The organism is Pseudomonas sp. R11F (assembly GCF_050312575.1).
Taxonomy (GTDB): Bacteria; Pseudomonadota; Gammaproteobacteria; order Pseudomonadales; family Pseudomonadaceae; genus Aquipseudomonas; species Aquipseudomonas palleroniana.
Genome location: NZ_JBNPJU010000046.1, coordinates 323,007 through 347,573 on the forward strand (window position 1 = coordinate 323,007; position 24,567 = coordinate 347,573).

At 60.4% G+C, this 24,567-nt stretch carries 24 protein-coding genes; 11 read left to right on the forward strand and 13 right to left on the reverse strand.

Going from position 1 to position 24,567, the window contains the following annotated elements; genetic code table 11:
* Positions 1–17: 17 nt before the first annotated feature.
* Entirely contained in the window at positions 18–1,229 is a 1,212-nt protein-coding gene (gene rluB, locus ACQRBV_RS13795; protein WP_411984775.1) for a 23S rRNA pseudouridine(2605) synthase RluB, read from the forward strand.
* Positions 1,230–1,607: 378 nt separating this feature from the next.
* Here rluB and ACQRBV_RS13800 read toward each other — a convergent pair whose 3' ends face one another.
* Both ACQRBV_RS13800 and ACQRBV_RS13805 read right to left on the reverse strand, forming a co-directional pair.
* The gene (locus ACQRBV_RS13800) at positions 1,608–2,567 is read right to left on the reverse strand and encodes a hypothetical protein (protein WP_060754150.1); all 960 of its coding nucleotides are present in this window, start codon (positions 2,565–2,567) and stop codon (positions 1,608–1,610) included.
* Positions 2,568–2,641: 74 nt separating this feature from the next.
* Positions 2,642–2,779: a hypothetical protein gene (locus ACQRBV_RS13805; RefSeq protein ID WP_003175756.1), complete on the reverse strand. Its 138-nt coding sequence runs from the start codon at positions 2,777–2,779 to the stop codon at positions 2,642–2,644.
* A 647-nt stretch (positions 2,780–3,426) separates the two neighbouring features.
* Between ACQRBV_RS13805 and ACQRBV_RS13810 the strand changes: the two genes are divergently transcribed.
* A complete protein-coding gene (locus tag ACQRBV_RS13810; RefSeq protein WP_411984774.1) occupies positions 3,427–4,854 on the forward strand; it encodes an amino acid permease in 1,428 nt (475 codons plus the stop codon).
* A gap of 74 nt (positions 4,855–4,928) precedes the next feature.
* Here the strand turns inward: ACQRBV_RS13810 and ACQRBV_RS13815 are convergent, their stop codons facing one another.
* Complete coding sequence (locus ACQRBV_RS13815) at positions 4,929–5,468, reverse strand: GNAT family N-acetyltransferase (protein ID WP_060754148.1); 540 nt, start codon at positions 5,466–5,468, stop codon at positions 4,929–4,931.
* Between the two features lie 266 nt (positions 5,469–5,734).
* Here ACQRBV_RS13815 and arfB point away from each other — a divergent pair, with 266 nt between their 5' ends.
* A complete protein-coding gene (gene arfB / locus ACQRBV_RS13820; protein ID WP_411984773.1) occupies positions 5,735–6,148 on the forward strand; it encodes an alternative ribosome rescue aminoacyl-tRNA hydrolase ArfB in 414 nt (137 codons plus the stop codon).
* Here the strand turns inward: arfB and ACQRBV_RS13825 are convergent.
* The 3 genes from ACQRBV_RS13825 to ACQRBV_RS13835 all read right to left on the reverse strand — a co-directional run bounded on the left by ACQRBV_RS13825 (position 6,145) and on the right by ACQRBV_RS13835 (position 8,289).
* On the reverse strand, positions 6,145–7,341 hold the full coding sequence (locus ACQRBV_RS13825) for an MFS transporter (protein WP_060754146.1): 1,197 nt from the start codon (positions 7,339–7,341) through the stop codon (positions 6,145–6,147). The two genes, arfB and ACQRBV_RS13825, sit on opposite strands and share 4 nt — an antisense overlap.
* Before the next feature lie 104 nt (positions 7,342–7,445).
* Positions 7,446–7,628: a hypothetical protein gene (locus ACQRBV_RS13830; protein ID WP_411984772.1), complete on the reverse strand. Its 183-nt coding sequence runs from the start codon at positions 7,626–7,628 to the stop codon at positions 7,446–7,448.
* Positions 7,629–7,977: 349 nt separating this feature from the next.
* Positions 7,978–8,289 carry a DUF962 domain-containing protein gene (locus ACQRBV_RS13835; protein WP_060754144.1) on the reverse strand — a complete coding sequence of 104 codons (312 nt, stop codon included), beginning with the start codon at positions 8,287–8,289 and terminating at the stop codon, positions 7,978–7,980.
* 161 nt (positions 8,290–8,450) lie between these two features.
* On the opposite strand from ACQRBV_RS13835, the gene ACQRBV_RS13840 reads away from it, so the two are divergent.
* Positions 8,451–9,509, forward strand: a complete 1,059-nt coding sequence (locus ACQRBV_RS13840; RefSeq protein WP_411984771.1) for an AraC family transcriptional regulator — start codon at positions 8,451–8,453, stop codon at positions 9,507–9,509.
* On the opposite strand, the gene ACQRBV_RS13845 is transcribed toward ACQRBV_RS13840, so the two are convergent.
* The 7 genes from ACQRBV_RS13845 to ACQRBV_RS13875 form a co-directional block, all read right to left on the reverse strand.
* The gene (locus ACQRBV_RS13845; protein ID WP_060754142.1) at positions 9,466–10,920 is read right to left on the reverse strand and encodes a TrkH family potassium uptake protein; all 1,455 of its coding nucleotides are present in this window, start codon (positions 10,918–10,920) and stop codon (positions 9,466–9,468) included. The genes ACQRBV_RS13840 and ACQRBV_RS13845 overlap by 44 nt on opposite strands.
* Positions 10,921–11,103: 183 nt before the next feature.
* Positions 11,104–12,441, reverse strand: a complete 1,338-nt coding sequence (locus ACQRBV_RS13850) for an imelysin family protein (RefSeq protein ID WP_060754141.1) — start codon at positions 12,439–12,441, stop codon at positions 11,104–11,106.
* A 126-nt stretch (positions 12,442–12,567) separates the two neighbouring features.
* Entirely contained in the window at positions 12,568–14,619 is a 2,052-nt protein-coding gene (locus tag ACQRBV_RS13855; RefSeq protein ID WP_411984770.1) for a putative bifunctional diguanylate cyclase/phosphodiesterase, read from the reverse strand.
* Between the two features lie 159 nt (positions 14,620–14,778).
* A complete protein-coding gene (locus ACQRBV_RS13860; RefSeq protein ID WP_104994666.1) occupies positions 14,779–14,982 on the reverse strand; it encodes a hypothetical protein in 204 nt (67 codons plus the stop codon).
* Between the two features lie 128 nt (positions 14,983–15,110).
* Positions 15,111–15,707, reverse strand: a complete 597-nt coding sequence (locus ACQRBV_RS13865; protein WP_003212997.1) for a superoxide dismutase — start codon at positions 15,705–15,707, stop codon at positions 15,111–15,113.
* A gap of 178 nt (positions 15,708–15,885) precedes the next feature.
* Positions 15,886–16,485, reverse strand: a complete 600-nt coding sequence (locus tag ACQRBV_RS13870) for a LysE/ArgO family amino acid transporter (RefSeq protein WP_060754138.1) — start codon at positions 16,483–16,485, stop codon at positions 15,886–15,888.
* 5 nt (positions 16,486–16,490) lie between these two features.
* Complete coding sequence (locus ACQRBV_RS13875; protein ID WP_411984769.1) at positions 16,491–16,904, reverse strand: ACT domain-containing protein; 414 nt, start codon at positions 16,902–16,904, stop codon at positions 16,491–16,493.
* A gap of 116 nt (positions 16,905–17,020) precedes the next feature.
* Here ACQRBV_RS13875 and ACQRBV_RS13880 point away from each other — a divergent pair, with 116 nt between their 5' ends.
* The 7 genes from ACQRBV_RS13880 to ACQRBV_RS13910 all read left to right on the forward strand — a co-directional run bounded on the left by ACQRBV_RS13880 (position 17,021) and on the right by ACQRBV_RS13910 (position 24,566).
* Positions 17,021–17,917 (forward strand): LysR family transcriptional regulator ArgP, encoded by an 897-nt coding sequence (locus tag ACQRBV_RS13880; RefSeq protein WP_060754136.1) that lies wholly within the window; start codon positions 17,021–17,023, stop codon positions 17,915–17,917.
* A gap of 96 nt (positions 17,918–18,013) precedes the next feature.
* Positions 18,014–19,012 carry an NAD-dependent epimerase/dehydratase family protein gene (locus ACQRBV_RS13885; protein ID WP_090368932.1) on the forward strand — a complete coding sequence of 333 codons (999 nt, stop codon included), beginning with the start codon at positions 18,014–18,016 and terminating at the stop codon, positions 19,010–19,012.
* A gap of 127 nt (positions 19,013–19,139) precedes the next feature.
* Positions 19,140–19,964: an ATPase gene (locus ACQRBV_RS13890; protein ID WP_411984768.1), complete on the forward strand. Its 825-nt coding sequence runs from the start codon at positions 19,140–19,142 to the stop codon at positions 19,962–19,964.
* Between the two features lie 112 nt (positions 19,965–20,076).
* Positions 20,077–21,336, forward strand: a complete 1,260-nt coding sequence (locus ACQRBV_RS13895) for an AGE family epimerase/isomerase (protein ID WP_411984767.1) — start codon at positions 20,077–20,079, stop codon at positions 21,334–21,336.
* 104 nt (positions 21,337–21,440) lie between these two features.
* On the forward strand, positions 21,441–22,727 hold the full coding sequence (locus ACQRBV_RS13900) for an ABC transporter substrate-binding protein (RefSeq protein WP_060754132.1): 1,287 nt from the start codon (positions 21,441–21,443) through the stop codon (positions 22,725–22,727).
* Between the two features lie 92 nt (positions 22,728–22,819).
* On the forward strand, positions 22,820–23,728 hold the full coding sequence (locus ACQRBV_RS13905; protein WP_060754131.1) for a carbohydrate ABC transporter permease: 909 nt from the start codon (positions 22,820–22,822) through the stop codon (positions 23,726–23,728).
* Positions 23,721–24,566, forward strand: a complete 846-nt coding sequence (locus tag ACQRBV_RS13910) for a carbohydrate ABC transporter permease (RefSeq protein ID WP_060754130.1) — start codon at positions 23,721–23,723, stop codon at positions 24,564–24,566. The genes ACQRBV_RS13905 and ACQRBV_RS13910 overlap by 8 nt, the downstream gene beginning before the upstream one ends.
* The last annotated feature ends 1 nt before the right edge of the window (position 24,567 follow it).

The following is a 24,567-nucleotide window of genomic DNA, read 5'->3' on the forward strand; positions in this document are numbered from 1 at the left end:
ACCGGGAGGTGCTTAAGATGAACGACAAAGACCAGAACGACAGCCAGGAAATCGGCCCAGCAGGCGAAAAACTGCAAAAGGTGCTGGCGCGTATCGGCGTGGGCTCGCGCCGCGACGTCGAAGCCTGGATCACCCAGAAGCGCATCAAGGTCAACGGCGTCGAGGCCACTCTCGGCCAGCGCGTCGACCTGCACGATGCAATCACCATTGATGGCAAGGTCATCAAGCGTGAAGAGGCCGCCGAGTCGGTGCGCCGCGTGATCATGTACAACAAGCCCGATGGCGAGATCTGCACCCGTGACGACCCGGAAGGCCGTCCGACCGTGTTCGACAAGATGCCCAAGCCGAAGGAAGGCCGTTGGATCAACATCGGTCGCCTGGACATCAACACCACCGGTTTGCTGATGTTCACCACCGACGGTGAGCTGGCCAACCGCCTGATGCACCCGTCCTACGAGATGGATCGTGAATACGCGGTGCGTGTACGCGGTGAAGTCGATGACGAGATGATCGAACGTCTCAAGGCGGGCGTGGTGCTGGAAGACGGCCCGGCCAAGTTCACCGACATCAAGCAGGCGCCAGGTGGCGAAGGTTTCAACCACTGGTACCACTGCGTGGTGATGGAAGGTCGTAACCGTGAAGTGCGTCGCCTGTGGGAATCCCAGGGCCTGGTGGTCAGCCGCCTGAAGCGCGTGCGTTTCGGCCCGGTGTTCTTGAACTCCGACCTGCCGATGGGGCGCTGGCGCGAAATGAGCCAGTACGAAGTCGATATCCTCAGTGCCGAAGTCGGCCTGACGCCAGTGGCGATGCCACAGATGAACGCCAAGAGCAAAGACAAGCTCGAGCGCATGCAGCGTAAATCGTCGCGCCCTGTGGCCCGTACCGAACGCGTGGCCCGGACCTTGCGCCCGGCACTCAATGCGCCGGCAACCGGTGGTCGTATTTCCCGTGAGCCGCACATCGAAGGCGAGCGTCGCCCAACCGCGCCATCGCGTCAGGAAGGTGAACGTGCACCACGCGCGCCCCGTCCGGCTCCGGCCGGTGGTCGCAGCAACCGTGGTGAAGCGGATCGCCCCGCCGACGGCGCCAACACCAAGCGTCCTTCCAAGCCGGCGGCGAACAAGCGCCCCGGCCCTAAACTGGTTGCCGACGAGCCGTCGGGCAAGCGCCGTGGCGCACCGGCCGGTTCGGGTCAGCGCCCGGGTTTTGGTCGCAAGAAGCCGCAGTAAGGTAAGTGCTGCACAAAAACGCCAACCCTAGGGGTTGGCGTTTTTTTTGCCTTGGAATCAGGTCAAAAAGTGTGGGAGAGGGCTTGCTCCCGATAGCGGTGCGCCAGGCACCATCTTCATAAGCAGACCCACTGCCATCGGGAGCAAGCCCCCTCCCACAGTTGATCTCTGTGGAGGTTGAAGTCAGTGTGCAGAAGGCAAAAGCGCCGTCCAATCCAAGTGATGGCGTTTTTTTTGCTTTGGAATCAGGTCAAAAAGTGTGGGAGGGGGCTTGCTCCCGATAGCGGTGTGCCAGCCACCACCTCCATAAACTGACCCACTGCCATCGGGAGCAAGCCCCCTCCCACAATTGATCTCTGTGGAGGTTGAAGTCGGTGTTCAGAAGGCGAAGGCGCCGTCAAACACCGGCTTGTCATCCAGCGCCAGCACCCCGCTGGCGAAGATCAAATCCAGGTGATGGCTGCCTTTCTGCCCGCCGCCCAAGCCCAGGTGCAAGCCGCAATGGCGCTCTTCGAAGCCGGCGTTGCGCGCATACAAATCCTTGACCCCTTCATTGGTGCCAATTCCCAGCTCCTCCACACGACGGTTGGACGGGTTGGCGTTCAGGTATTTGTTGAAGTCATCCGCCAGCCCGGGCACGTCACTGGCCACGCTGCAAACGGTCGAGTTTTCGATCCATAGCTCCAACGGCGATTGCAGAACGCCATATTTGCGCGCAAAGGGGATGGTGCTGAGGAAGGTGCCGACAAAGCGCACCTGGCCATTGATGGCCTCGCTGTGGGTGGCGATTTCGCCGGGGGCCAGGTCGTGGTTGCCCACGCCGTTGATATTGGTCCACTTCTTGATGCTGCTCAGCGGCGCCTCCAGGCGTGAGCCGTGTTTGTCGGTAAAGCTCAGCACGCGGGCATCGGACATGCGCCGGATCAGCGTGGCGTTGAGGTCGGCGATGCGCTGGGGCTCGACGCTGAAAGTGTCGTAGAAGTAGTCGCCATAATCCTTGAACAACAGGGATTTCTTCCAGTGCTCGGCCATCACGCCTTGCAGGGCGCGGATAAAGTCCGGGCCTTCGGCGCGTGGGTTAGGCAGAGTCGAAGAGTCGTAGAGAAACAGGTAGAGGTCACAGGCCTCGATGGCTTGGGCCAGGGCTTCGCTGGGCGCCAGGTCCAGGCGCTGTACCTGGAAGTTGAAGCGCGCGGCGCTGCCTTGGATGATTGCCTGGGCGATGGCGTCGTAGCGGTCGGTATGGCCGAGTAGCACGGTCGGGCGGTTCAGGCCGTTCAGGGCCGGATGATGAGCGAGGTAGTAGAGAAAGTGTTCGACGGCGCGGGCCTTGTCCATGACGTACGTCCTTTGATGCCTTGGGTAAGGGGGGCAGGTGCCGTGCACAGCACCTGCCGGATGCCTGCCGTTTCTTAGAAAGGCCACATCGCGGTGCCGAACGGCACCACGGCATCGGCTTGCATCATTTCAACGGCGGCCTCATGGGTCGGCGCTTCAAACCAATCGTCGAGTTGCAGTTCGGTTTCCAGGTCGTTTTCCAGTGCTTGCATGGTGTATCTCCTAGAGGACGTTGTTTGAGAACGGGCATGCCAGCGGGCTTCGCTGGGCAAGTTCAAGAACCTAGGCGAGAGCGTTTCAGAATGCAAAAAATTTATTGACACGGTCTCATTTGAATTTTTTGTTCTGTTTTTTTGGCGTTGATTTTTTTTCTGAAAAAACAGCAGGCTGGCTGAACCGATTGATCAGGTTTTTCCTACCGACAATTTTCCGTTAGATGACAGATTGAGCTGCCTGTAACGCTGGTTTTACGGGTTGTAACGACATATTTACAGGTTGTGCCGGGTATTGGGGGGCATGGGCTGGCCGTAAGGAATCTCTGACAGATTGTCGCGGTCGCTTGCAGAGGTCGGCCTCAAGCTGTCGAGCGGTGTACAATGCGCCGCGTTTTACTGTGACTCCCTTGCGTACCCACGCCAAAGGCCAAGACCTCAGGGTTATCACCCCTGATCACTCCGCCCGGCCACGAGCCGGTCGGGTTCGATTTCGTCACAGATAAAAACAAACAGGTGACGCATGACCGTTAGAAAGACGCTGTACTCCTGGTGCCTGCGCTGGGGTTTGAGCGGCGCTGCTTGAGTCGAGATTCAAGACAGCAACGTGCATTCAACATCATCAAACCTTGCGTGAGACCCTTTTCATGAGTGGACCCCATTCCTCTTCAGGCGAGCTGAAACGCGGCCTGAAAAATCGGCATATCCAGTTGATCGCCCTCGGGGGCGCCATCGGCACCGGCCTGTTCCTGGGCTCGGCCGGGGTGCTCAAGTCCGCCGGCCCGTCGATGATCCTGGGTTATGCCATCTGTGGCTTCATCGCCTTCATGATCATGCGCCAGCTCGGCGAAATGATCGTCGAAGAGCCGGTTGCCGGCTCCTTCAGCCACTTCGCCCACAAGTACTGGGGCGGTTTCGCCGGCTTCCTGTCGGGCTGGAACTGCTGGATTCTGTACATTCTGGTGGGCATGTCGGAGCTGACCGCCGTCGGCAAATACGTGCACTACTGGTGGCCGGAGATCCCGACCTGGGTCTCGGCGGCGGTGTTTTTCGTGCTGATCAACCTGATCAACCTGGCGAACGTCAAAGTCTTTGGTGAAGCGGAGTTCTGGTTCGCCATCATCAAGGTCGTGGCCATTGTCGGCATGATCGCCCTGGGCAGCTACCTGCTGGTCAGCGGCAACGGCGGCCCGCAAGCCTCGGTCAGCAACCTGTGGGATCACGGTGGCTTTTTCCCCAGCGGCGTGAGCGGCCTGGTGATGGCCATGGCGATCATCATGTTCTCGTTCGGCGGCCTGGAAATGCTCGGCTTTACCGCCGCCGAAGCCGACAAACCACGCACGGTGATCCCCAAGGCGATCAACCAGGTGATCTATCGCATCCTGATTTTCTACATCGGTGCCTTGGTGGTGCTGTTGTCGCTGACGCCCTGGGACAGCCTGCTGGCAACCCTCAATGCTTCCGGCGATGCCTACAGCGGCAGCCCATTCGTGCAAGTCTTCTCGATGCTGGGCAGCAATACCGCCGCGCACATCCTCAACTTCGTGGTGTTGACCGCAGCGCTGTCGGTGTACAACAGCGGCACCTACTGCAACAGCCGCATGCTGCTGGGCATGGCCGAGCAGGGCGATGCGCCACGGGCTTTGGCAAAGATCGACAAGCGCGGCGTGCCGGTGCGTTCGATCCTCGCTTCATCGGCGATCACCCTGGTGGCGGTACTGATGAACTACCTGATCCCGCAACATGCGCTGGAACTGCTGATGTCCCTGGTAGTGGCCACCTTGGTGATCAACTGGGCGATGATCAGCTACTCCCACTTCAAGTTCCGCCAGCACATGAACCGCACCGGCCAGGTGCCATTGTTCAAGGCGCTGTGGTACCCGTACGGCAACTACCTCTGCCTGGCGTTCGTGGCGTTTATCCTGGTGATCATGTTGCTGACTCCCGGCATCCAGGTGTCGGTGTATGCGATCCCGGTATGGGTGGCGTTCATGGCGGCGTGCTACGCCCTCAAGCACAAACGCAGAGCGCAGCAGGCGCTGGACGCGACAGTATCGGTGTCCGTGGCGAAGTAAGCGCAAGGTGTGATCAAGCAAACCCGGCCATGTGCCGGGTTTGTTGTTTAAGGGGGTAACTGACAATCAGCGCGTTAGCCCAGGCTGACCGTGGGACTTGTCAGACGACGGCACATGACAACCATGCCGATTTCAGCCAGATCGGTTTTGAAAGGGATTTCACCGATTTCCTGGAAACCGGAACCTTCATAGAAGCGGCGCGCATTCGAGTTGGTCTTGAGTACGTCGAGCCAGAGCAAACGCGCGCCGCGTTCTATCGCTCGGTTGCAAATGAAGCTCAGCAGCTGTTTCCCATACCCTCGTCCTGCTTCGGATTGGAGGAAGTAGATTTTTTGCAGTTCTGCGCCCACCTCGCCAGTCAACGGCGCAGGTGTTGACCAGTTGACTTTGGAAAAGCCTACGACCTTACCGCTGTCGTCTGAGGCAATAAGCCACAAATGACTCGCGCCGGATTCGAGTGATTGGCCGAGTGCGCTCGGTGAGAAGTCTTGATTGAGAAAGTCCTGCATGCCGGCAGGCGACCAGATGCTTGAAAAATGCTCTCGGTAGGTCGCACAGCCGACTTCCCGTAGCGCGTCGAGGTCGGCTTTAGTTGCTTCACGAATGTTGATCATACGTCTCCCTGATTGATTCGCACGGAGCGTCACATTGATGCTCCTTGCGTCCCAGTTTTCCTTGGATGCCAACGGCCCGCCTGTGTCTGGCGCTGTCGACATCAAAACAGAGTTTAAGCGCCAGGCCAATTGTTCGGGCGGCTTTCCCGTTTTGCCTGAAAAAACACGTTGTGGAGTGAAATACTGAGACAATCAAAGAACGCCTGAACCCAAATGATCAAACAGGGTTTATGGCGATCGAGAGTTTTCGCAATCATGAGAATGCAATGCTGAAGGTTTCCAACACCGTCCACCTGCCCGACGCCGAGATCGAGCTGACTGCCATTCGCGCCCAAGGCGCCGGCGGGCAGAACGTCAACAAGGTGTCGAGCGCGGTGCACCTGCGCTTTGATATTCCGGCCTCGTCCTTGCCGGAGTTTTACAAGGAGCGCTTGCTGGCGCTGCGTGACAGCCGCATCACCAACGAAGGTGTACTGGTGCTCAAGGCCCAGCAATACCGGACTCAGGAACAGAACCGCGCGGATGCGCTGGAGCGTCTGGTGGAGCTGATTCTCAGCGCCGCCAAGGTCGAGAAGAAGCGCCGTCCGACCAAGCCTACGCTGGGCTCCAAGAAGCGCAGGCTGGAATCCAAGACCAAGCGCGGCAGTATCAAGGCCGGGCGCGGCAAGGTCGACTTCTAGGCGTCCCGTGTCTCGCGAGCCTTGGGCGCCTGGCGGTACAGGTACACACTCAGCAGCAAGCCACCTGCGGCTGCGAGGGCGGCGAACAGGAAGATCGATGCAAAGCCGAAGCCTGATGCCACCGCCCCGGCGAGCGGGCCGGTGATGCCCAGCGACAAGTCGATAAACAGCGAATAAGCCCCCACCGCCGCACCGCGGCTGGACGCGGGCACCAGGTTGACAGCCTCCACACCCAACGCCGGAAACACCAGGGAAAAGCCGAAGCCGCTCAACGCCGCTCCCGCCAGGGCCAGGTGGGCATTCGGTGCGAGCCACAGCAACAGCAGGCCGAGGACCTCCACCGACAGGCAGGCAATCGCCACGCGAAAACCACCGATACGGTTGATCAGGTTACCGAACAGCAGGCGCGCGCCGATAAAGCTGGCGCCGAACAGGCTCAAGGCCCACACCGCGTTATCCCAGTGCTGGGTGGTGTAATACAGGGTGATAAAGGTGGCGATGGTGCCAAAGCCGATCGAGCCCAGCGCCAATGCGCAGCCGTGGGGCAGCACGCGGCCCAGCACATTCATGAACGGCAGGCGCACACCGGCCACGATCGGTGCGGCTTCCTTGTTCCAGGCCAGCAGCACGCCCAGCACCGCCAGCAAGACGATGCTGACACCCATGCTCCACAGCCCGAACTGGCTGACCAGCAACACCCCCAGCGGCGCGCCGACGGCCAGCGCGCCGTAACTGGCGATGCCATTCCATGAAATGACCTTGGCCGTATTCGCGGCGCCGACCCGGCCGATGCCCCAGCCGATCGCACCCGACCCGACCAGGCTTTCCGCGCTGCCCAGCACCAGTCGGCCGATCAGCAGGCTGCCCAGGCTCACGGCCGGCAGGCTGGAGAACCAGGCGGCCAGCAACATGAACACGCCGCTCAGCCCGCAGCCGACCAGGCCGATCAGCACGGCGCGCTTGCTGCCCAGGTTGTCGATGATCTTGCCGGCGTACGGGCGGCTCAACAGGGTGGCCAGGTATTGCACGCTGATCACCAAACCAGCGATGACCGCGCCATAGCCCAACTGACTATGCACATAGCCCGGCAACACGGCCAGGGGGATGCCGATATTCAGGTAACCGATAAAGGTGAACAGCACGATGGAAACGACTTGCAGCGTGACCGCCATGGGGCGCTGGGTATCTGGCATGAGAGGGATCCACTGTCGCAGCAGGTAAAGATAGGCTGCTAATGATACCTGTCGCTGGGGGCGGGCAGGGCGGCTAATCTCAAAAAGGCTGGATCAAGCCCCCATCAGAATTTAGCGGGCGCCAGTAACTGCGTGGTCACCAAGGCCGCCAAGGCGTTTTCCTGGGTGCCGAAACGCTTGAGCAGCACGGCTTGTTTTTCGGGGCTGAGGCGGTTCCAGACTTCGACCATCTGCAAGGCAGCGTCGAGTACGGCGGCGTCGGGGGAAGCAGGGAGGGTATCGGTCATAGCGGGTATCTCGGGTGATGCAGGCCGTGTGGAAAGCGCTTCAACGTTGCGCTTTCCATACGGTCTGGTACGGCTTCAGCCTTGGCGTTTGCTGTCGGCTGGTTTTGCTTGTTGGGTCTCAGGCTGTTTGTTGCCGGCCTGCTGCGGTGTTGGCTGCTCAGTCGGGTGCAGGCTTGGGAAGGGGAGATTAGGGATCTCGTGCATGTGGGTCGCTCCTCGCAAGGTCTGTTTTCAATCGCAGGTAATTGCGCGCTCTCAAAAAGCCTTGGCAGGATACAGCACTGAAAATGACAAAAAGATTTTAATGTCGTTGGATGCATGAACTTTCATCGTCCAGACGGTCGCGTGGTCAGAACGGCACCTTGCCCAGAATCATGTCGCGGTACATGACGAAGTCGCCCAACAGGCTGTAAAACGGGTGTTGGAAGGTTGCCGGGCGGTTCTTTTCGAAGAAGAAGTGGCCGATCCACGCAAAGCTGTAGCCGGCGACGGGCAAGGCCAGCAGCAGGCCCAGCGAGCCGCGCCCGATGGCATAGGCCAGAATGCCGATCACCAGGGTGGTGCCGATAAAATGCAGGCGACGGCAGGTGCTGTTGCCGTGCTCGCGCAGGTAGTAAGGGTAAAACTCGGCAAAGCTGTTGAATTGCTTGACGTTTTCCATGCTGGTCGGGCCTTTGACGGTGATGCCGCTCGGCAGATGTTCGGTGGGTAGCTTATTTGAGTCTAGAGTGATCAGTGGTAACAGCCAGTGACAATAGATGCCACTTTAGTATCCTTGGCTTGCTGGTTGCCGGATAAGCCTGCTTTCTAGAAGACGACGCCATGAGTGAACGAACCACTTCTGCAAGCTGGGCGATGGGTATAGTCAAGGCATTGGAAATGGACGGCCTGGATTGCCGTGCGTTATTCAAGCAGTTGGGCCTGGATTACAGCGCTCTCAGTGACCCTGATGCACGCTTTACGCAAGACTCCATGACCCGCCTCTGGCAGCGGGCCGTGGAGTTGTCGGGCAACCCGGCCATCGGCCTGAATATGGGCAAGGTGGTGCGCCCGGCGTCGTTTCATGTGGCCGGTTATGCGCTGATGTCCAGCAACACGCTGGCTGAAGGCTTCATGCGCCTGGTGCGTTACCAGCGCATCATCGCCGAAAGCGCCGACCTGAGCTTTCGGCTGTTGTCCGAAGGTTATGCACTGATTCTGACCGTGCACGGTGATCATCTGCCGCCCACCCGGCAGAGCGCCGAAGCCTCGTTGGCCTGTGCGTTGGCGCTGTGCGGCTGGTTGAGTGGACGCACCCTGCAACCGCGTAAAGTCATGTTGCAAGGCGACCAGCCAGTGGACCTGGCGCCCTACAAGCAAGCGTTTCATGCGCCCTTGGAGTTCAATGCACCCTACGACGCGCTGATTTTCGAGCGTGCCGATATGGATGCACCGTTGCCCACGGCCAACGAGGCGATGGCGCTGCTGCACGATCGGTTTGCCGGTGAGTACCTGGCGCGGTTTTCCGAGAGCCGCGTGACCCATAATGCCCGCCAGGTGCTGTGCCGCCTGTTGCCCCAGGGCGAGCCCAAGCGTGAAGCGGTGGCCCAGACTCTGCATCTTTCGCAACGCACCTTGCAGCGCCGCCTGCAGGAGGAGGGCACCAGTTTCCAGACGTTGCTCGACGACACCCGTCGTGAACTGGCCGAGCAATACCTGGCGCAGCCCAGCATGACCCTGTTGGAAATTGCCTACCTGCTGGGGTTTGCCGACCCGAGCAATTTCTTTCGCGCATTCCGGCGCTGGTTTGACGCCACGCCCGGCGAATATCGTATGCGTCTGCTACAGAGGTCGCAGGTCAGTGACGCCAGAACGCCGGGATACACAATACAAACACCGTAATAATCTCCAGCCGTCCCAGCAGCATGCCGAACGACAGGATCCACTTGGCCGCATCGGGCAGGCTGGCGAAGTTGCCGGCCGGGCCGATGGTTTCACCCAGGCCCGGGCCGACGCCCGATACCGTGCTCGCCGCGCCGGTCAATGCGGTCATCCAGTCCAGGCCCAGCAGCGACAGGGCCAGGGCGATGGCACAGATGGTGATGGCGAAGAAAAACGAGAACGTCAGAATCGAACGCACGATTTCTTCGTCGAGGCGATGGCCGTTGTACTTCTGCTTGATCACCGCCCGCGGGTGAATCAGTTGGTTCAAGTTGGCCTTGAGCAGGATGTAGGCGACCTGGAAACGGAAGATCTTGATCCCGCCGGCCGTGGAGCCCGAGCAGCCGCCGATAAAACCCAGGTAGAAGAACAACATCAGTGAGAAGTTGCCCCAGATGCTGTAGTCCCCCAACGCAAAGCCGGTGGTGGTGACCACCGAGGTGACGTTCACCGCCACATGGCGCAGTGCATCCAACCAATGTAAATCGGTGGTCCACCAATACCAGGTACCCAGCACCAGCCATGTCACGACCAGCAACGCCAGCAAGCCCTGCACCTGCTGGTCCTTGATCAGCGCTCGCCGGTTGCCACGCAAGGTGGCCACGTACAGGGTGAACGGCAAGCTGCCGAGGATCATTACCGCCACGGCAACCCAGTGCACCGCCGGTTGTTTCCAGTGCGCCAGGGATTCGTCGGAGGTGGAGAAGCCACCGGTCGAAATCGCCGACATCGCATGGTTGATCGCGTCGAACAAGCCCATTCCCGCCCACCAGAACGCCAGGCTGCCGAGGATGGTGATCCCGACGTAAGTGGCCACGATGAGCCGCGCCACCATGTGCGAGCGCGGCATGACCTTCTCCGAGCGGTCAGAGGATTCGGTCTGGAACAGGCGCATGCCACCAATGCGCAGCAGCGGCAGAATCGCCACCGCCATGCCGATAAAGCCGATGCCGCCCAGCCAGTGCAGCAGCGAGCGCCACATCAATATGCCTGGGGACATGCTGTCCAGGCCGCTCAGCACGGTGGAACCGGTGGCGGTGATGCCGGACATGCTTTCAAAAAACGAGTCGGTGTAGCTGATGTGCTGGGTCAGCAGAAACGGCAACGCGGCGAAGATGCACACCACCAGCCAGCTGCTGACCGTCAGCAGGTACATGTCCCGAGGGCGCAGGTGGACGTGTTCGGGGCGGCCAGGGATGACCAGGGCCAGGCCCGCGAGAAATGTGATCAGGCTGGCCCACAGGAACGAGGGCAGGTCGCTGGTGCGTTCGAAGATCACCAGGGTCGCCATCGGGACGACCATGGCGATCGCAAGGGTGATCAGGAAGATGCCGATGATGAAACCGATGATGCGTAGGGTCGGCAACGCCATGAAGAAAGCTCGGATGTGGGAGTGGCGCCATTCTACCCATGGTGCGAGTCTTGTAAACCGAGGGGGCCAGGGCGACCCGGGTCAAAATGTGGGAGCAAGCCCCCTCCCACAAGGGATTTGTGGTGGTAGATAGGGCGTATGAAAAAGGCGACCCGAAGGTCGCCTTGTTCAATGCGGCTCGGATCAGAACTCGTGATCCGCGTTATCCGGGTTCAGGTCGCTGATGCCCAGCTTGCCGGCGGCGGTTTCGATCGCGCCGGTCTGCTTGACCAGCGCGGCAATCGCGTCACGCACGATCTGGTTGCCTTTGTCATTGCCGGCGGCGATCAGTTGGTCGTAGTGCTCACCGTTGTTGGCGTGGTCGACCATGACTTGGATCTTCGCTTCAGTGGCAGCCAGGTCAGCCTTCAGCGCAGCGTCGGCCGCCGGGTCAACCTTGGCCACCAGCGACGACAGGCTGGCGCCGGTCATTTGGGTGCCGTCGGTGCGGGTGTACTCGCCCAGGTAGACGTTGCGGATGCCTTTGGCATCGTAGAAGTGCGAGTTGTGGGTGTTGTCGCTGAAGCAATCCTGCTCGTCTTCCGGCGAGTTGGCTTCCAGGGAGACTTTCATGCGCTCACCGGCCAGCTCACCCAGGGACAGGCTGCCCATGCCGAACAACATTTTACGCAGGCCGTCGGTGGCAGGTTCCGACTCCAGGGTGGCGCGGTAATTGTCTTCGACGTTGGGCTTCCAGTTGCCGACCATTTCTTCCAGGTCGCTGACCAGCAATTGGGTCACGGCGCGCAGGTAGGTGCGACGACGCTCGTTGTGGCCGCCGGTGGCGCCGTCGCCGGTCATGTAGTCCGACGCCGGGCGGTTGCCCGCGCCTGGGCCGGTGCCGTTGAGGTCCTGGCCCCAGAGCAGGAACTCGATCGCGTGATAGCCGGTGGCGACGTTGGCTTCGGACCCCCCCAGTTCATTGAGGCTGGCGAGTTTTTCCGGGGTGATGTCCTTCACGTCGACCTTGTCTTCGCCCACCTGGATCTGGGTGTTGGCGATGATGTTGGCGTTGGCGCCCGGGTTGCCCAAGGCGTGCTCGTAGGATTTGTCGACGTAGTCGATCAGTCCTTCATCGAGAGGCCAGGCGTTCACTTGGCCTTCCCAGTCGTCGATGATGGTGTTGCCGAAACGGAACACTTCGCTCTGCAGGTACGGCACACGGGCGGCAACCCAAGCGGCGCGGGCGGCTTTCAGGGTTTCGTCGTTCGGGTTGGCGAGGAAGGTGTCGATTGCGGTCTGCAGGGTTTTCGCGGTGGATTCGGCGTCGCTGTACACCGCGAACACCATGTCGGCGTAATGCGCGACCACGGCCTTGGCGGCTGCCTCGTCGACCTGGCCAGCCGGAGCCGCCGCAGGTGCGGTGCTGCTGGCGGCTGCGGGTGCTTGAGGCGCGGCCGCCTTGTCTTTACCTTCGCCGCAACCGGCGAGAGAAATGGCAAGGGCCAGCAGACTGGCGGTGGCCAGGGGCATACGAATCATGGCGAACATCCTGCTTCGGTTGGGGTTGGGGCACGCGAGGGCGCGCAAAACTGCGACATAATGCGAAAGATTTGCATTTTGTGTAAAGCGTTATACGCGGGAAATATTTGGTATTGCTTTGCACGGTCAAAGAATCGCCGCGTTATTGCGCTCGGATTGTTTCAAGTACACCGCCAACTCACGGGCCGGCAGGGGTTTGCTGTAGTAGTAACCCTGCCCCTCATGGCAGCCCTCGGCGATGATGTAGGCCTCTTGCTCGGCAGTTTCAACGCCCTCGGCAATCACCTGCATGCCCAGGCTTTTGCCCAACTGGATGATGGCGCGCACGATGGTGGCATCGTCGTCATCATCGAGCAGGTCCTGGACGAAGCTCTTGTCGATCTTCATCTTGTCCAGAGGCAGGCTTTTCAGGTAGCTCAGCGACGAATAGCCGGTACCGAAGTCATCGATGGCGATCAGCGCGCCGGAGCGTCGCAGGCTCAATAAGTGCTGGGCGGCGGTGCTGATGTCTTCCATCAGGCCGGTCTCGGTGACTTCCAGCTCCAGGCTACGGGGCGGCAAGCGGTAGATCTGCATCAGGTTGTTGACCACCCGCGGCAATTCGGTGTGGTGCAACTGCACGGTGGACAGGTTGACCGCCATGCGCAGCTCGGTGAAACCCAGGTCGTGCCATTCGCGCAACTGTCGGCATGCCTGGTCGAGTACCCACTCGCCAATCGGAATAATCGTACCGTTCTGTTCCGCCAGGGGGATAAACAGGTCGGGTGGTACCAGGCCGTGTTCCGGATGCTGCCAGCGGATCAGCGCTTCCACGCCGACCACGCGGTGGTCGCGGTAACTGATCTGGGGTTGGTACACCAAGTGGAATTGGTCCCGGCTCAGGGCATCGCGCAGGTCTTTTTCCAGTTCGCGGCGGCGGCGCATTTCGCTGTCGACGCTGGCGATGTAGAACTGATAGCGGTTACGCGAGCGGCTCTTGGCCAGGGTCATCGTTTGTTCGGCTTTTTGCAGCAGCTTCTCAGTGCTGTCGCCGTCTTCCGGAAACAGCGTGATGCCGATGGTAGCGCGCAGGCGGATCTGGTCCTGGTCGAGGGCGAAGGCCTCCTCCAGGTCATCCAGGATGCTTTGTGCCAGCTCGGCGGCCTCGTAAGGCTGCTCGATATCGGCCTGAACCAGCGCGAACTGGTCGCCCCCCAGGCGGGCCAGGGCGCCGAGGCGGCCGCTGTGGGCACGCAGACGGTCGGCCAGTGCCAGCAGCAATTTGTCGCCGGCCTGGTAGGTAAACTGTTCGTTGACGCTCTTGAAGTCATCCAGCCCGACGCACAGCACTGCCACGCGACGTTGTCGGCGGCCGGCGTCGGTCAGGATCTTGTCCAACTGCTCCTGCAGCTTCTGCCGATTCGGCAGGCCGGTGAGAAAGTCGTACTGGGCCATGCGCAGCAGGCTGGATTCGGCCTCATGGCGCAGGTGGGTATTGCGCTCGATGGATTCGAGCAACTGGTTGGCCGTGTTGATCCACAACCCCAGCTCATTGCGTTCATGGCCCTTGAGTTGGGGGATTTTGTGTTCGCTGGGCCGGTCCGGGTTGATTGATGTCAGATGTTCGATAATCCGCGACAGCGGTTTGGTCAGCAGCCAGTGATAAACCAGGTACAGCACCAGGCCCATGGCCAAGGCGCGCAGTACGCCGGACACGAAGATGATCACCGAGCTGACAATAAAACCTTTGCCGTAGGTGGCCGTGTCCAGGGTGATGCTCAGGTCGCCGTAATATTCGCTGTAGGGGCCTTTGCCGACCAATGCGGTGGTAAAGGTGCGTTCCTGGCCCAGAATCAGATCGGTCAGCCAACGGGTGGGCGATTGCTGCAAGGCGCGGCTTTTTTCCGCGAGCATGGTTTCGTTGGGATGGCCAATGGAGGCCATGCGCACGGCGTCGTCCTGAAACAGACCCTCGATAACCTGCATACCCATCTCGCGATCCAGGCTGTAGACGGCCTGGGTCGAGGGGTCGCGAAACATGTCGAGAATGCGTTGGGCATCGCCCGCCACGGCCTGGTGTGTCTTGTAGGCATCGAAAACGATCTGCGCCACGCTCAACGCCACGCCCACGATCAATGCCGACAACAGCACAACCCGTAGCAACTTCACCGACAAGCTGTTTTTGAGTTCCAGCTTCAAAGGGTCATTCCTTGTTCCATGCGGGTAGCCTCAATATGCCATGAGTATTGGCAATCTCGGGGTGTCAGTCAAAGGAACATTGGGGCAAAGCAGGTTTGAAGTCGGTCATCAGGTGGTGCAGGGCGGATTTGCATCCGCCTGCAAGGGGCGCAGTCGGTATCAGAAGGTCAACGTACGCTTTGTCGTTTCTTGAAGACTCGAAAAATCCAGGTTTTTGTTTTGAGGCTCCAGAGCGTTGCCCAGCGCCTTGGCCAGTACATCGGCGAAGGGTTGGACAAGCGGGGTGACGGCGCTGGTGATATCTCCAGCGGCTTTGGCGACGTCGCCGATGAGGGGCAGCGCGGCGAGTGCTCCAATAGACATAGTTAATTCTCCGACAGGTATGAGAGGCGAATTCCTCTGCATGCCTGGGTGGCGTTGCCGGTTCGCTCAGTTCCGTCGCCCATGAAAAAGCCCGGCATTCGCCGGGCTTTTTCTACTGCAAGTGTTGCTTAGGCAGTGAAGGTCTTGCCTTCGAACTGCTCAGCCACGAACTTCCAGTTGACCAGGTTCCAGAACGCTTCCACATACTTTGGACGCACGTTGCGGTAGTCGATGTAGTAAGCGTGTTCCCACACGTCGCAGGTCAGCAGCGGGGTGTCGCCGCTGGTCAGCGGGTTGCCGGCGCCGATGGTGCTGGCCAGGGCCAGGGAACCGTCAGCCTTTTTCACCAGCCAGCCCCAACCGGAACCGAAGGTGCCGACGGAAGTCTTGGTGAACTCTTCCTTGAACTTGTCGAACGAACCGAACGCAGCGTTGATGGCTTCAGCCAGGGCGCCGGTCGGTTGGCCGCCGGCGTTTGGCGCCAGGCAGTTCCAGTAGAAGGTGTGGTTCCAGACCTGAGCGGCGTTGTTGAAGATGCCGCCCGAAGAGGATTTGACGATCTCTTCCAGGGTCTTGCCTTCGAACTCGGTGCCAGGCACCAGGTTGTTCAGGTTCACGACATAGGTGTTGTGGTGCTTGTCGTGGTGGTATTCCAAGGTTTCCTTGGAAATGTGCGGCTGCAGGGCATCGTGTGCGTACGGCAGCGGCGGCAATTCGAAAGCCATGATGATTCTCCTAATCAGGTCAGTTGCGGTGAGCGCAAGGCCGATCACGGGCGGCCAAACAAGCGCCGGGGAGTTTGAACTCTTTGCGGCGCAGGGTCCGGATCATAGCACCGGGGGTGTGGCAAAACCACGCAACAACTGTGTGGGATAGAGGTTCCAGAGCGTTTTGGAATATTCGTCAGGCGCTGATCAATTGATAGGCCACGCTGAACATCATCACAGCGACCAAAAGGTCCAGCAGGCGCCAGGTTGCCGGGCGTGCCAACCAGGGCGCCAGCCACGCCGCGCCCAGCGCCAGGCTGGCGAACCACAGGAACGAGGCGCTGGCCGCACCGGCCACATAGGCGCCCGGTTCGGTTTGCTGAGCGCCCAGGGAGCCTATCAACAGCACGGTGTCCAGATACACATGGGGGTTGAGCAGCGTCACCGCCAAGGCACTGAGCAAGACAGCGCGCAGTGAACGCGCCTTGAAGGCGTCGCCGTGTTCCAGGCTTTGCTTTGAAAACGCCCGACGTAGCGCCGAGGTGCCATACCACAACAGGAACGCCGCGCCGCCCCAGCGGGCAATCGCCAGCAGCAGTGGGTTCTGGGCCAGCACCGTGGCCAGGCCGAACACCCCGGCGGCCACCAGGATGGCATCGCACACGATGCACAGGGCCGCCACCGGCAGGTGATGCTCACGGCGCAGGCTTTGCGCCAATACAAAGGCGTTCTGCGTGCCGATCGCCATGATCAGGCCAAGCGCCACCAGCAGTCCGTTCACATAACTTTGCCACATAGGGTTTACTCCGCGTCCGCGTCCGCGTCCGCTGCCAATTGCCGTAAAACCCCCAGCGCGCGCTCGGCGTCGGCGCGGCCGACAAACAGGTGGTCGTGGTAGTAGCCGGCGATCACGTTGCAACTGATGCCGGCCTTGCCCAGCGCACTGGCGAAAGCGGCGGTCAGGCCCACGGCTTCCAGGGCCGAATGCACGTTCAAGGTGATCCAGGCCGCGACATACTCGAAAGCCAAGCCGGCTTGTTGCGCTTGTTGGCGCTCGAGGATCAGGGTCAGGCCTTCCTGCTCGCGAAAGCTGCCGATGATCTCGCAGCCTTCGGGAATACGTCGGTCGGGCAGGGTGCAGAACACGTAGTCACCCTCATGCAACTGCGGGCTCATGCTGCGCAGCAGGGTTGCCAGGGCGGTTTCGCCAGCCATGTGAAGGTTCCTTTCGAACGTGAAGAGGTGAAATACGACGAAGCAATGCTGGTCATTTTCATCGGGTAGGCTGTATAAGAAAAACCAATATTGCTGATCGCTCATTAGAGAAACTGATGTTCGACTATAAATTGCTCTCCGCCCTGGCGGCGGTGGTGGAACAGGCGGGCTTTGAGCGCGGTGCGCAGGTGTTGGGGTTGTCGCAGTCGGCGATTTCCCAGCGTATCAAGTTGCTCGAGGCGCGCATCGGCCAACCGGTGCTGGTGCGGGCTACGCCGCCGACGCCTACGGATATCGGCCGGCGGCTGCTCAACCACGTCCAACAAGTGCGGTTGCTGGAGCGTGACCTGCAAAGCCAGGTGCCCGCACTGGACGAGGAAGGTATGCCTGAGCGGCTGCGCATCGCCCTGAATGCCGACAGCCTCGCCACATGGTGGGCGCAGGCGGTCAGCGATTTCTGCGCCGAGCAGCATTTGTTGCTGGACTTGGTGGTGGAGGACCAGACCGTGGGCCTCAAGCGCATGCGGGCCGGCGAAGTGGCGGCCTGTATCTGCGCCAGCGAACGCCCTGTGGCGGGAGCGCGCAGCCTGTTGCTCGGCGCCATGCGTTATCGCGCGCTGGCCAGTCCGGCCTTTATTGCCAGGCACTTTCCCGAGGGCGTGCGGGCCGAACAACTGGCGCGTACGCCGGCTTTGGTGTTCGGTCCGGATGATTTCCTGCAACACCGATACCTGGCATCCCTCGGTGTGGACGGTGGTTTTGAGCACCATTTGTGCCCCTCGTCCGAAGGTTTTATTCGCCTGACAGAGGCCGGCCTGGGCTGGGGCCTGGTGCCCGAATTACAGGTGCGTGATCAATTGGAGAAAGGCGTACTGGTCGAGTTGTTGCCAGATAAGCCCATCGATGTGCCGCTGTACTGGCATCATTGGCGCAGTGGCGGGCAGTTGTTGGGGCTGTTGACCGACCATCTGGCCCAGGCCTGTGGCCAATGGTTGGTGCCCTATCAGCAGTAACAAGCGTCAAGCTGCAAGCTGCAAGAAAAGCTTGCGGATCGTTTTTAACTTGTAGCTTGAGGCTTGACGCTGGCAGCTGCATCCGTAGGAGGCTTCATGAAAATTCTGGTCACCGGCGCAAGCGGCTTCATCGGCGGGCGTTTTGCGCGTTTCGCCCTGGAGCAGGGCCTGGACGTGCGGGTCAACGGGCGACGTGCCGAGGGGGTCGAGCACCTTGTCAGGCGCGGTGCCGAGTTTATCCAGGGTGATTTGAATGATGCCGACCTGGTGCGCGAGCTGTGCCGCGACGTCGAAGCCGTGGTGCACTGCGCCGGCGCTGTCGGGCTGTGGGGCAAGTACCAGGATTTTCATCAGGGTAATGTGCTGGTCACCGAAAATGTCGTTGAAGCCTGCCTCAAGCAACGGGTCGGGCGCCTGGTGCACTTGTCGTCACCGTCGATCTACTTTGACGGGCGCGATCATCTGGGGTTGACCGAAGAACAGGTGCCCAAGCGTTTCAAGCACCCCTATGCCGCCACCAAATACCTGGCGGAACAGAAAGTCTTCGGCGCCCAGGAGTTCGGCCTGGAAGTGCTGGCTTTGCGCCCTCGATTTGTGACCGGCGCCGGCGATATGAGCATCTTCCCGCGTTTGCTGAAGATGCAGCGCAAGAATCGCCTGGCCATTGTCGGCGACGGGCTGAACAAGGTCGACTTCACCAGCGTGCACAACCTGAACGAAGCTCTCCTCAGCAGCTTGCTGGCCCCAGGTTCGGCGTTGGGCCGGGCCTACAACATCAGCAACGGCACGCCGGTGCCGGTGTGGGACGTGGTGAACTACGTGATGCGCCAGATGGACCTGCCGCAGGTCACCCGTTATCGGTCTTACGGCTTGTCCTACAGCGTGGCGGCGTTGAACGAAGCGTTTTGCGCGATGTGGCCGGGTCGTCCGGAGCCGGCGCTGTCACGCCTGGGCATGCAGGTGATGAACAAAGATTTCACCCTCGACATCAGTCAGGCGAGGCATTATCTGGACTACGAGCCCAAGGTCAGCCTGTGGACCGCGCTCGACGAGTTCTGCGCTTGGTGGAAGGCCCAGGACCCCGGCCTCAAGTAGTTTCACCAGCAGCGACACATCGGGAACCGAATTCGTGGTTCCGGGTCGACCAGTGCGCGGGGAACGCGGTTTATAATCCCGGCGCTCGGTCTTCCAGCTAGCCATCTCATTGATTCAAGGTAGATTCATGCGTAACGACGCCAACGACGAATTCGACAACGTTCCCACCCTGCGGGCCGATCAAGGGGATGACGATGATTTCGTGCCGACTCCCGCCACCTCCGTGCGCTCGCGCAACACCAAGGTGGTCAATGTCAAAAGAGCCAGCACCGGCCCGTTGTGGGCCTTGGTCGGTGCGCTGCTGATCGCCTTTGCCGGTCTGGCCTGGTGGAGCTTCCAGCAGATTTCCCTGATGGGCCAGCAGTTGGTCGCCACCCAGGAGAGTTTCGCGCGCATCAGCGAGGAAGCGGCGGGGCGCCTGCAGGATATTTCCGGCAAGGTCGTGGCCAGTGAGGCCAACGTCAACAACGGCAGTGAAGCGCTGAAGTTGCAGATCAAGCAGCTGGAAACCCAATTGCTGGAGCAGGGCAAGCAACAAGTGGGCGTGGCCGGTCAGGCGAGCGAACTGGACCAGCGCCTGGCGCAAATGACCACCAATGCCACCGAGCTTGCGAATGCCAATGCGAAGTTGCAAGGCCAGGTCCAGGCGTTGACCGATGCCGTCGCCAGCCTCAAGGCGGCGCAGGGTGAGACCAAGGAACTGGCGAACGACGTGGCGGCCTTGAAGAAACAGGGCAATCCGAGCGCGGCCATTGCGCGCATCGAGCAGGACCTGCTGGTACTCAAGAGCGCACAGGAAAACCAGCCCGCCAACAGCGACGCACCAACCAATAAAGAGTTCGACGTGTTCCGCATCCAGACCACGCGCAACATCACCACCTTGCAGAGCCAGGTGCAGAACTTGAATCAACGTCTCAATGCGCCAGCGGCTGCTACGCCGCTCGGTCAGTAAAACTTGATGGTAAATGTCACCGCTTGGTGACATTTACCATCAGCTTCGTTACTTGCCCCTCTTTCGCCCTTGTTTAGACTCGGTCATCCCATAAAAAAAACAAGGGCCACCCATGACCACCCAACCACTGCCTGCCAGCAGTTGGCTGAATGCACCTGCCCATCACGCCTGGCTTGCCGGCGAAGGGCAGCGCCTGTTGGCATTTGCCAAAGCCTCTCGACTGCCTGACGGCTTCGGCAATCTCGATGACAAAGGCCAACTGCCGGCCGATGCCTACGCCGAAACCATGAACACCGCGCGCATGACCCATAGTTTCGCCATGGCCCAGGTCATGGGGCTGCCGGGTTACGCCGACCTGGTCGCCCACGGCGTCGCGGCGCTCAGAGGGCCACTGCGCGACAGTGAGCACGCCGGCTGGTTCGCCACCCCCAATGCCCGCGATGGCAACCACGGTAAAGCGGCTTATTTGCATGCCTTCGTCGCCCTGGCCGCCAGCTCGGCGGTGGTGGCCGGCGCGCCAGGTGCACAGGACCTGTTGAACGATGCCATCCATGTCATCGACCAATTCTTCTGGAGCGAGGAGGAGGGCGTGATGCTCGAATCCTTTGCCCGGGACTGGACCGGTGTCGAAGCCTATCGCGGTGCCAACAGCAACATGCACGCCACCGAAGCATTCCTGGCCCTGGCCGATGTCACCGGTGATCGATGCTGGTTGGACCGGGCGCTGCGTATCGTCGAGCGGGTTATCCACACCCATGCGGCGGCTAATCGGTTCATGGTGATCGAGCATTTCGACACTCTTTGGCAACCGCTGCCCGGTTACAACGAAGACAACCCGGCCGACGGCTTTCGCCCTTACGGCATCACCCCCGGTCACGGTTTTGAGTGGGCGCGGCTGGTGCTGCACCTGGAGGCTGCGCGTCTGCAAGCCGGGCTGGTCACGCCGGACTGGCTGGTGAGCGATGCTCAAGGCCTGTTCGCCAGCGCCTGCGAGCACGCCTGGGCCGTGGATGGCGCCCCCGGCATCGTCTACACCCTGGATTGGAACCAGCGCCCGGTGGTACGCGAACGCTTGCATTGGACCCACGCCGAAGCCAGTGCCGCTGCCCAGGCACTGCTCAAGCGTACCGCTGATGCGCATTACGAGATGTGGTACCGACGCTTCTGGGAGTTCTGCGAGACCCACTTTATCGACAGGACCCACGGCAGCTGGCACCACGAACTCGACCCGCACAACCAACCCAGCAGCAACATTTGGGGTGGCAAGCCGGACCTGTACCATGCCTGGCAAGCGGTGGTGCTGCCCGCACTCCCTCTGTCACCCAGTATGACCAGTGCTTTAGGTCGGGGCCTGTATGTCACAAGGTGGTGACATTTGTGCGTCCCTTTGTTACCTGCGCCCTGAACATCCCTGTTTAAACTCCGTGCAGCGCAAGCTCTAGACTTGCATGCATAACAACAAGAAAAGGTACTCAGATGAACGCGATTAATCGCCTCGCCGTCGCTATTTCCATTGCCTCGTTGTTTCCCCTCAGTGCATTTGCCGCCGACTCGAAAGGCACGGTTGAAGTTGTGCATTGGTGGACCTCCGGCGGTGAAAAAGCGGCCGTAGATGTCCTGAAGGCCCAAGTTGAGAAAGACGGCTTCACCTGGAAGGACGGCGCTGTTGCAGGTGGCGGTGGCGCCACTGCCATGACCGTGCTGAAAAGCCGTGCGGTCGCCGGCAACCCACCAGGCGTTGCTCAGATCAAAGGTCCGGACATCCAGGAATGGGCATCCACCGGCCTGCTCGACACTGACGTGCTCAAAGACGTCGCCAAAGAAGAAAAGTGGGACTCCCTGCTCGACAAGAAAGTCTCCGATACCGTCAAGTACGAGGGCAACTACGTTGCCGTGCCGGTCAACATCCACCGCGTGAACTGGCTGTGGATCAACCCGGAAGTCTTCAAGAAAGCCGGTATCACCAAGAACCCGACCACCCTCGAAGAGTTCTACGCTGCCGGTGACAAGCTCAAGGCCGCGGGCTTCATTGCGCTCGCCCACGGTGGCCAGCCTTGGCAGGACAGCACCGTATTCGAAGCGGTGGTGTTGTCGGTGATGGGGGCTGATGGCTACAAGAAAGCCCTGGTTGACCTGGACAACGCCGCGCTGACCGGCCCGGAAATGGTCAAGGCCCTGACCGAACTGAAGAAAGTCGCGACCTACATGGACGTCGACGGTAAAGGCCAGGACTGGAACCTCGAAGCGGGCAAGGTCATTAACGGCAAGGCCGGCATGCAGATCATGGGTGACTGGGCCAAGTCCGAATGGACTGCCGCCAAGAAAGTCGCCGGCAAAGACTACGAGTGCGTAGCCTTCCCGGGCACCGACAAAGCCTTTACTTACAACATCGACTCCCTGGCGGTGTTCAAGGTCAAAGACAAGGGCACTCAGGCCGGTCAGCAGGACATCGCCAAAGTGGTGCTGGGTGAAAACTTCCAGAAAGTGTTCAGCATCAACAAGGGCTCGATCCCTGTGCGCAACGACATGCTCCATGAAATGGACAAGCTTGGCTTCGACTCCTGCGCCCAGACTGCGGCCAAGGACTTCCTGGCTGACGCCCAGACCGGCGGCTTGCAACCAAGCATGGCGCACAACATGGCCACCACCCTGGCCGTGCAAGGTGCGTTCTTTGATGTCGTAACCAACTACATCAACGACCCGAAAGCCGACCCGGCCGACACCGCCAAGAAACTTGGCGCTGCGATCAAGTCTGCGAAGTAACGGTTAGCACGGCTGGTCCTTGTGAGGGGAAACCCCCTGACCCCTCACGAGGCATGCTCTTGTAGTCCTTTTTCCCTGTACTGGATTTTCCCATGAGTTCTGTTGCTGTGTTCAGCAAGGCCTCGCCGTTCGATGCACTGCAGCGCTGGCTCCCCAAACTGGTGCTGGCGCCCAGCATGTTCATCGTTCTGGTGGGCTTCTACGGCTACATCCTGTGGACGTTCGTGCTGTCGTTCACCACCTCCACGTTCCTGCCTAACTACACCTGGGCCGGCCTTGCGCAATACGCGCGCTTGTTCGACAACGACCGCTGGTGGGTGGCGAGCAAGAACCTGGCGGTTTTCGGCGGGATGTTTATCGGTATCACCTTGGTGATCGGCGTGACACTGGCGATTTTCCTCGACCAGAAGATCCGTCGTGAAGGCTTTATCCGCACCATTTACCTGTACCCGATGGCGCTTTCGATGATCGTCACCGGTACCGCCTGGAAATGGCTGCTCAACCCGGGCATGGGCCTGGACAAACTCCTGCGGGACTGGGGCTGGGAAGGCTTCCGTCTCGACTGGCTGATCGACCCTGACCGCGTCGTTTACTGCCTGGTGATTGCCGCCGTGTGGCAAGCCTCCGGCTTCATCATGGCGATGTTCCTCGCGGGCCTGCGTGGTGTTGATCAATCGATCATCCGTGCCGCGCAGATCGACGGCGCCAGCCTGCCGCGCATCTACTGGAGCGTGGTGCTGCCCAGCCTGCGCCCGGTGTTCTTCAGTGCGGTGATGATCCTGGCGCACATTGCGATCAAGAGTTTCGACCTGGTCGCCGCCATGACGGCCGGTGGTCCGGGCTACTCGTCCGACCTGCCCGCCATGTTCATGTACTCGTTCACCTTCAGTCGTGGCCAGATGGGCATGGGCTCGGCCAGTGCAATCCTGATGCTCGGCGCGATCCTCGCGATCATCGTGCCTTACCTGTATTCCGAGCTGAGGACCAAGCGTCATGACTAGTCTCGCTTCCAAACCTGCCATCAGCCTGAGCCGCATCGCGATCTATGCGGTGCTGATCCTCGCGGTGCTGCTGTACCTGGTGCCGCTGGTAGTGATGTTGCTGACCAGCTTCAAGACCCCGGAAGATATCAGCACCGGCAACCTGTTGAGCTGGCCGACCGTGGTCAGCGGTATCGGCTGGGTCAAGGCCTGGGCCACCGTGGACGGCTACTTCTGGAACTCGATCAAGATCACCGTTCCGGCCGTACTGATTTCCACCGCCATTGGCGCACTGAACGGCTATGTGCTGTCGTTCTGGCGCTTCAAAGGCTCGCAGCTGTTCTTCGGCTTGCTGCTGTTTGGCTGCTTCCTGCCGTTCCAGACCGTGCTGCTGCCCGCGTCGTTCACCCTCGGCAAGATGGGCCTGGCCAGCACCACCACCGGCCTGGTGTTTGTACACGTGGTCTACGGGCTGGCGTTTACTACACTGTTTTTCCGTAACTACTACGTGAGCATTCCTGACGCGCTGATCAAGGCCGCACGGCTGGACGGTGCGGGTTTCTTCACCATCTTCCGTCAGATCATTCTGCCGATGTCGACGCCGATCATCATGGTCTGCCTGATCTGGCAGTTCACCCAGATCTGGAACGACTTCCTGTTCGGTGTGGTGTTCTCCAGCGGCGACTCCCAGCCCATCACGGTGGCGCTGAACAACCTGGTCAACACCAGCACCGGGGCCAAGGAATATAACGTGGATATGGCGGCGGCGATGATCGCCGGGCTGCCGACCCTGCTGGTCTATGTGATCGCAGGCAAGTATTTCGTGCGCGGCCTCACGGCTGGCGCGGTCAAGGGGTAAT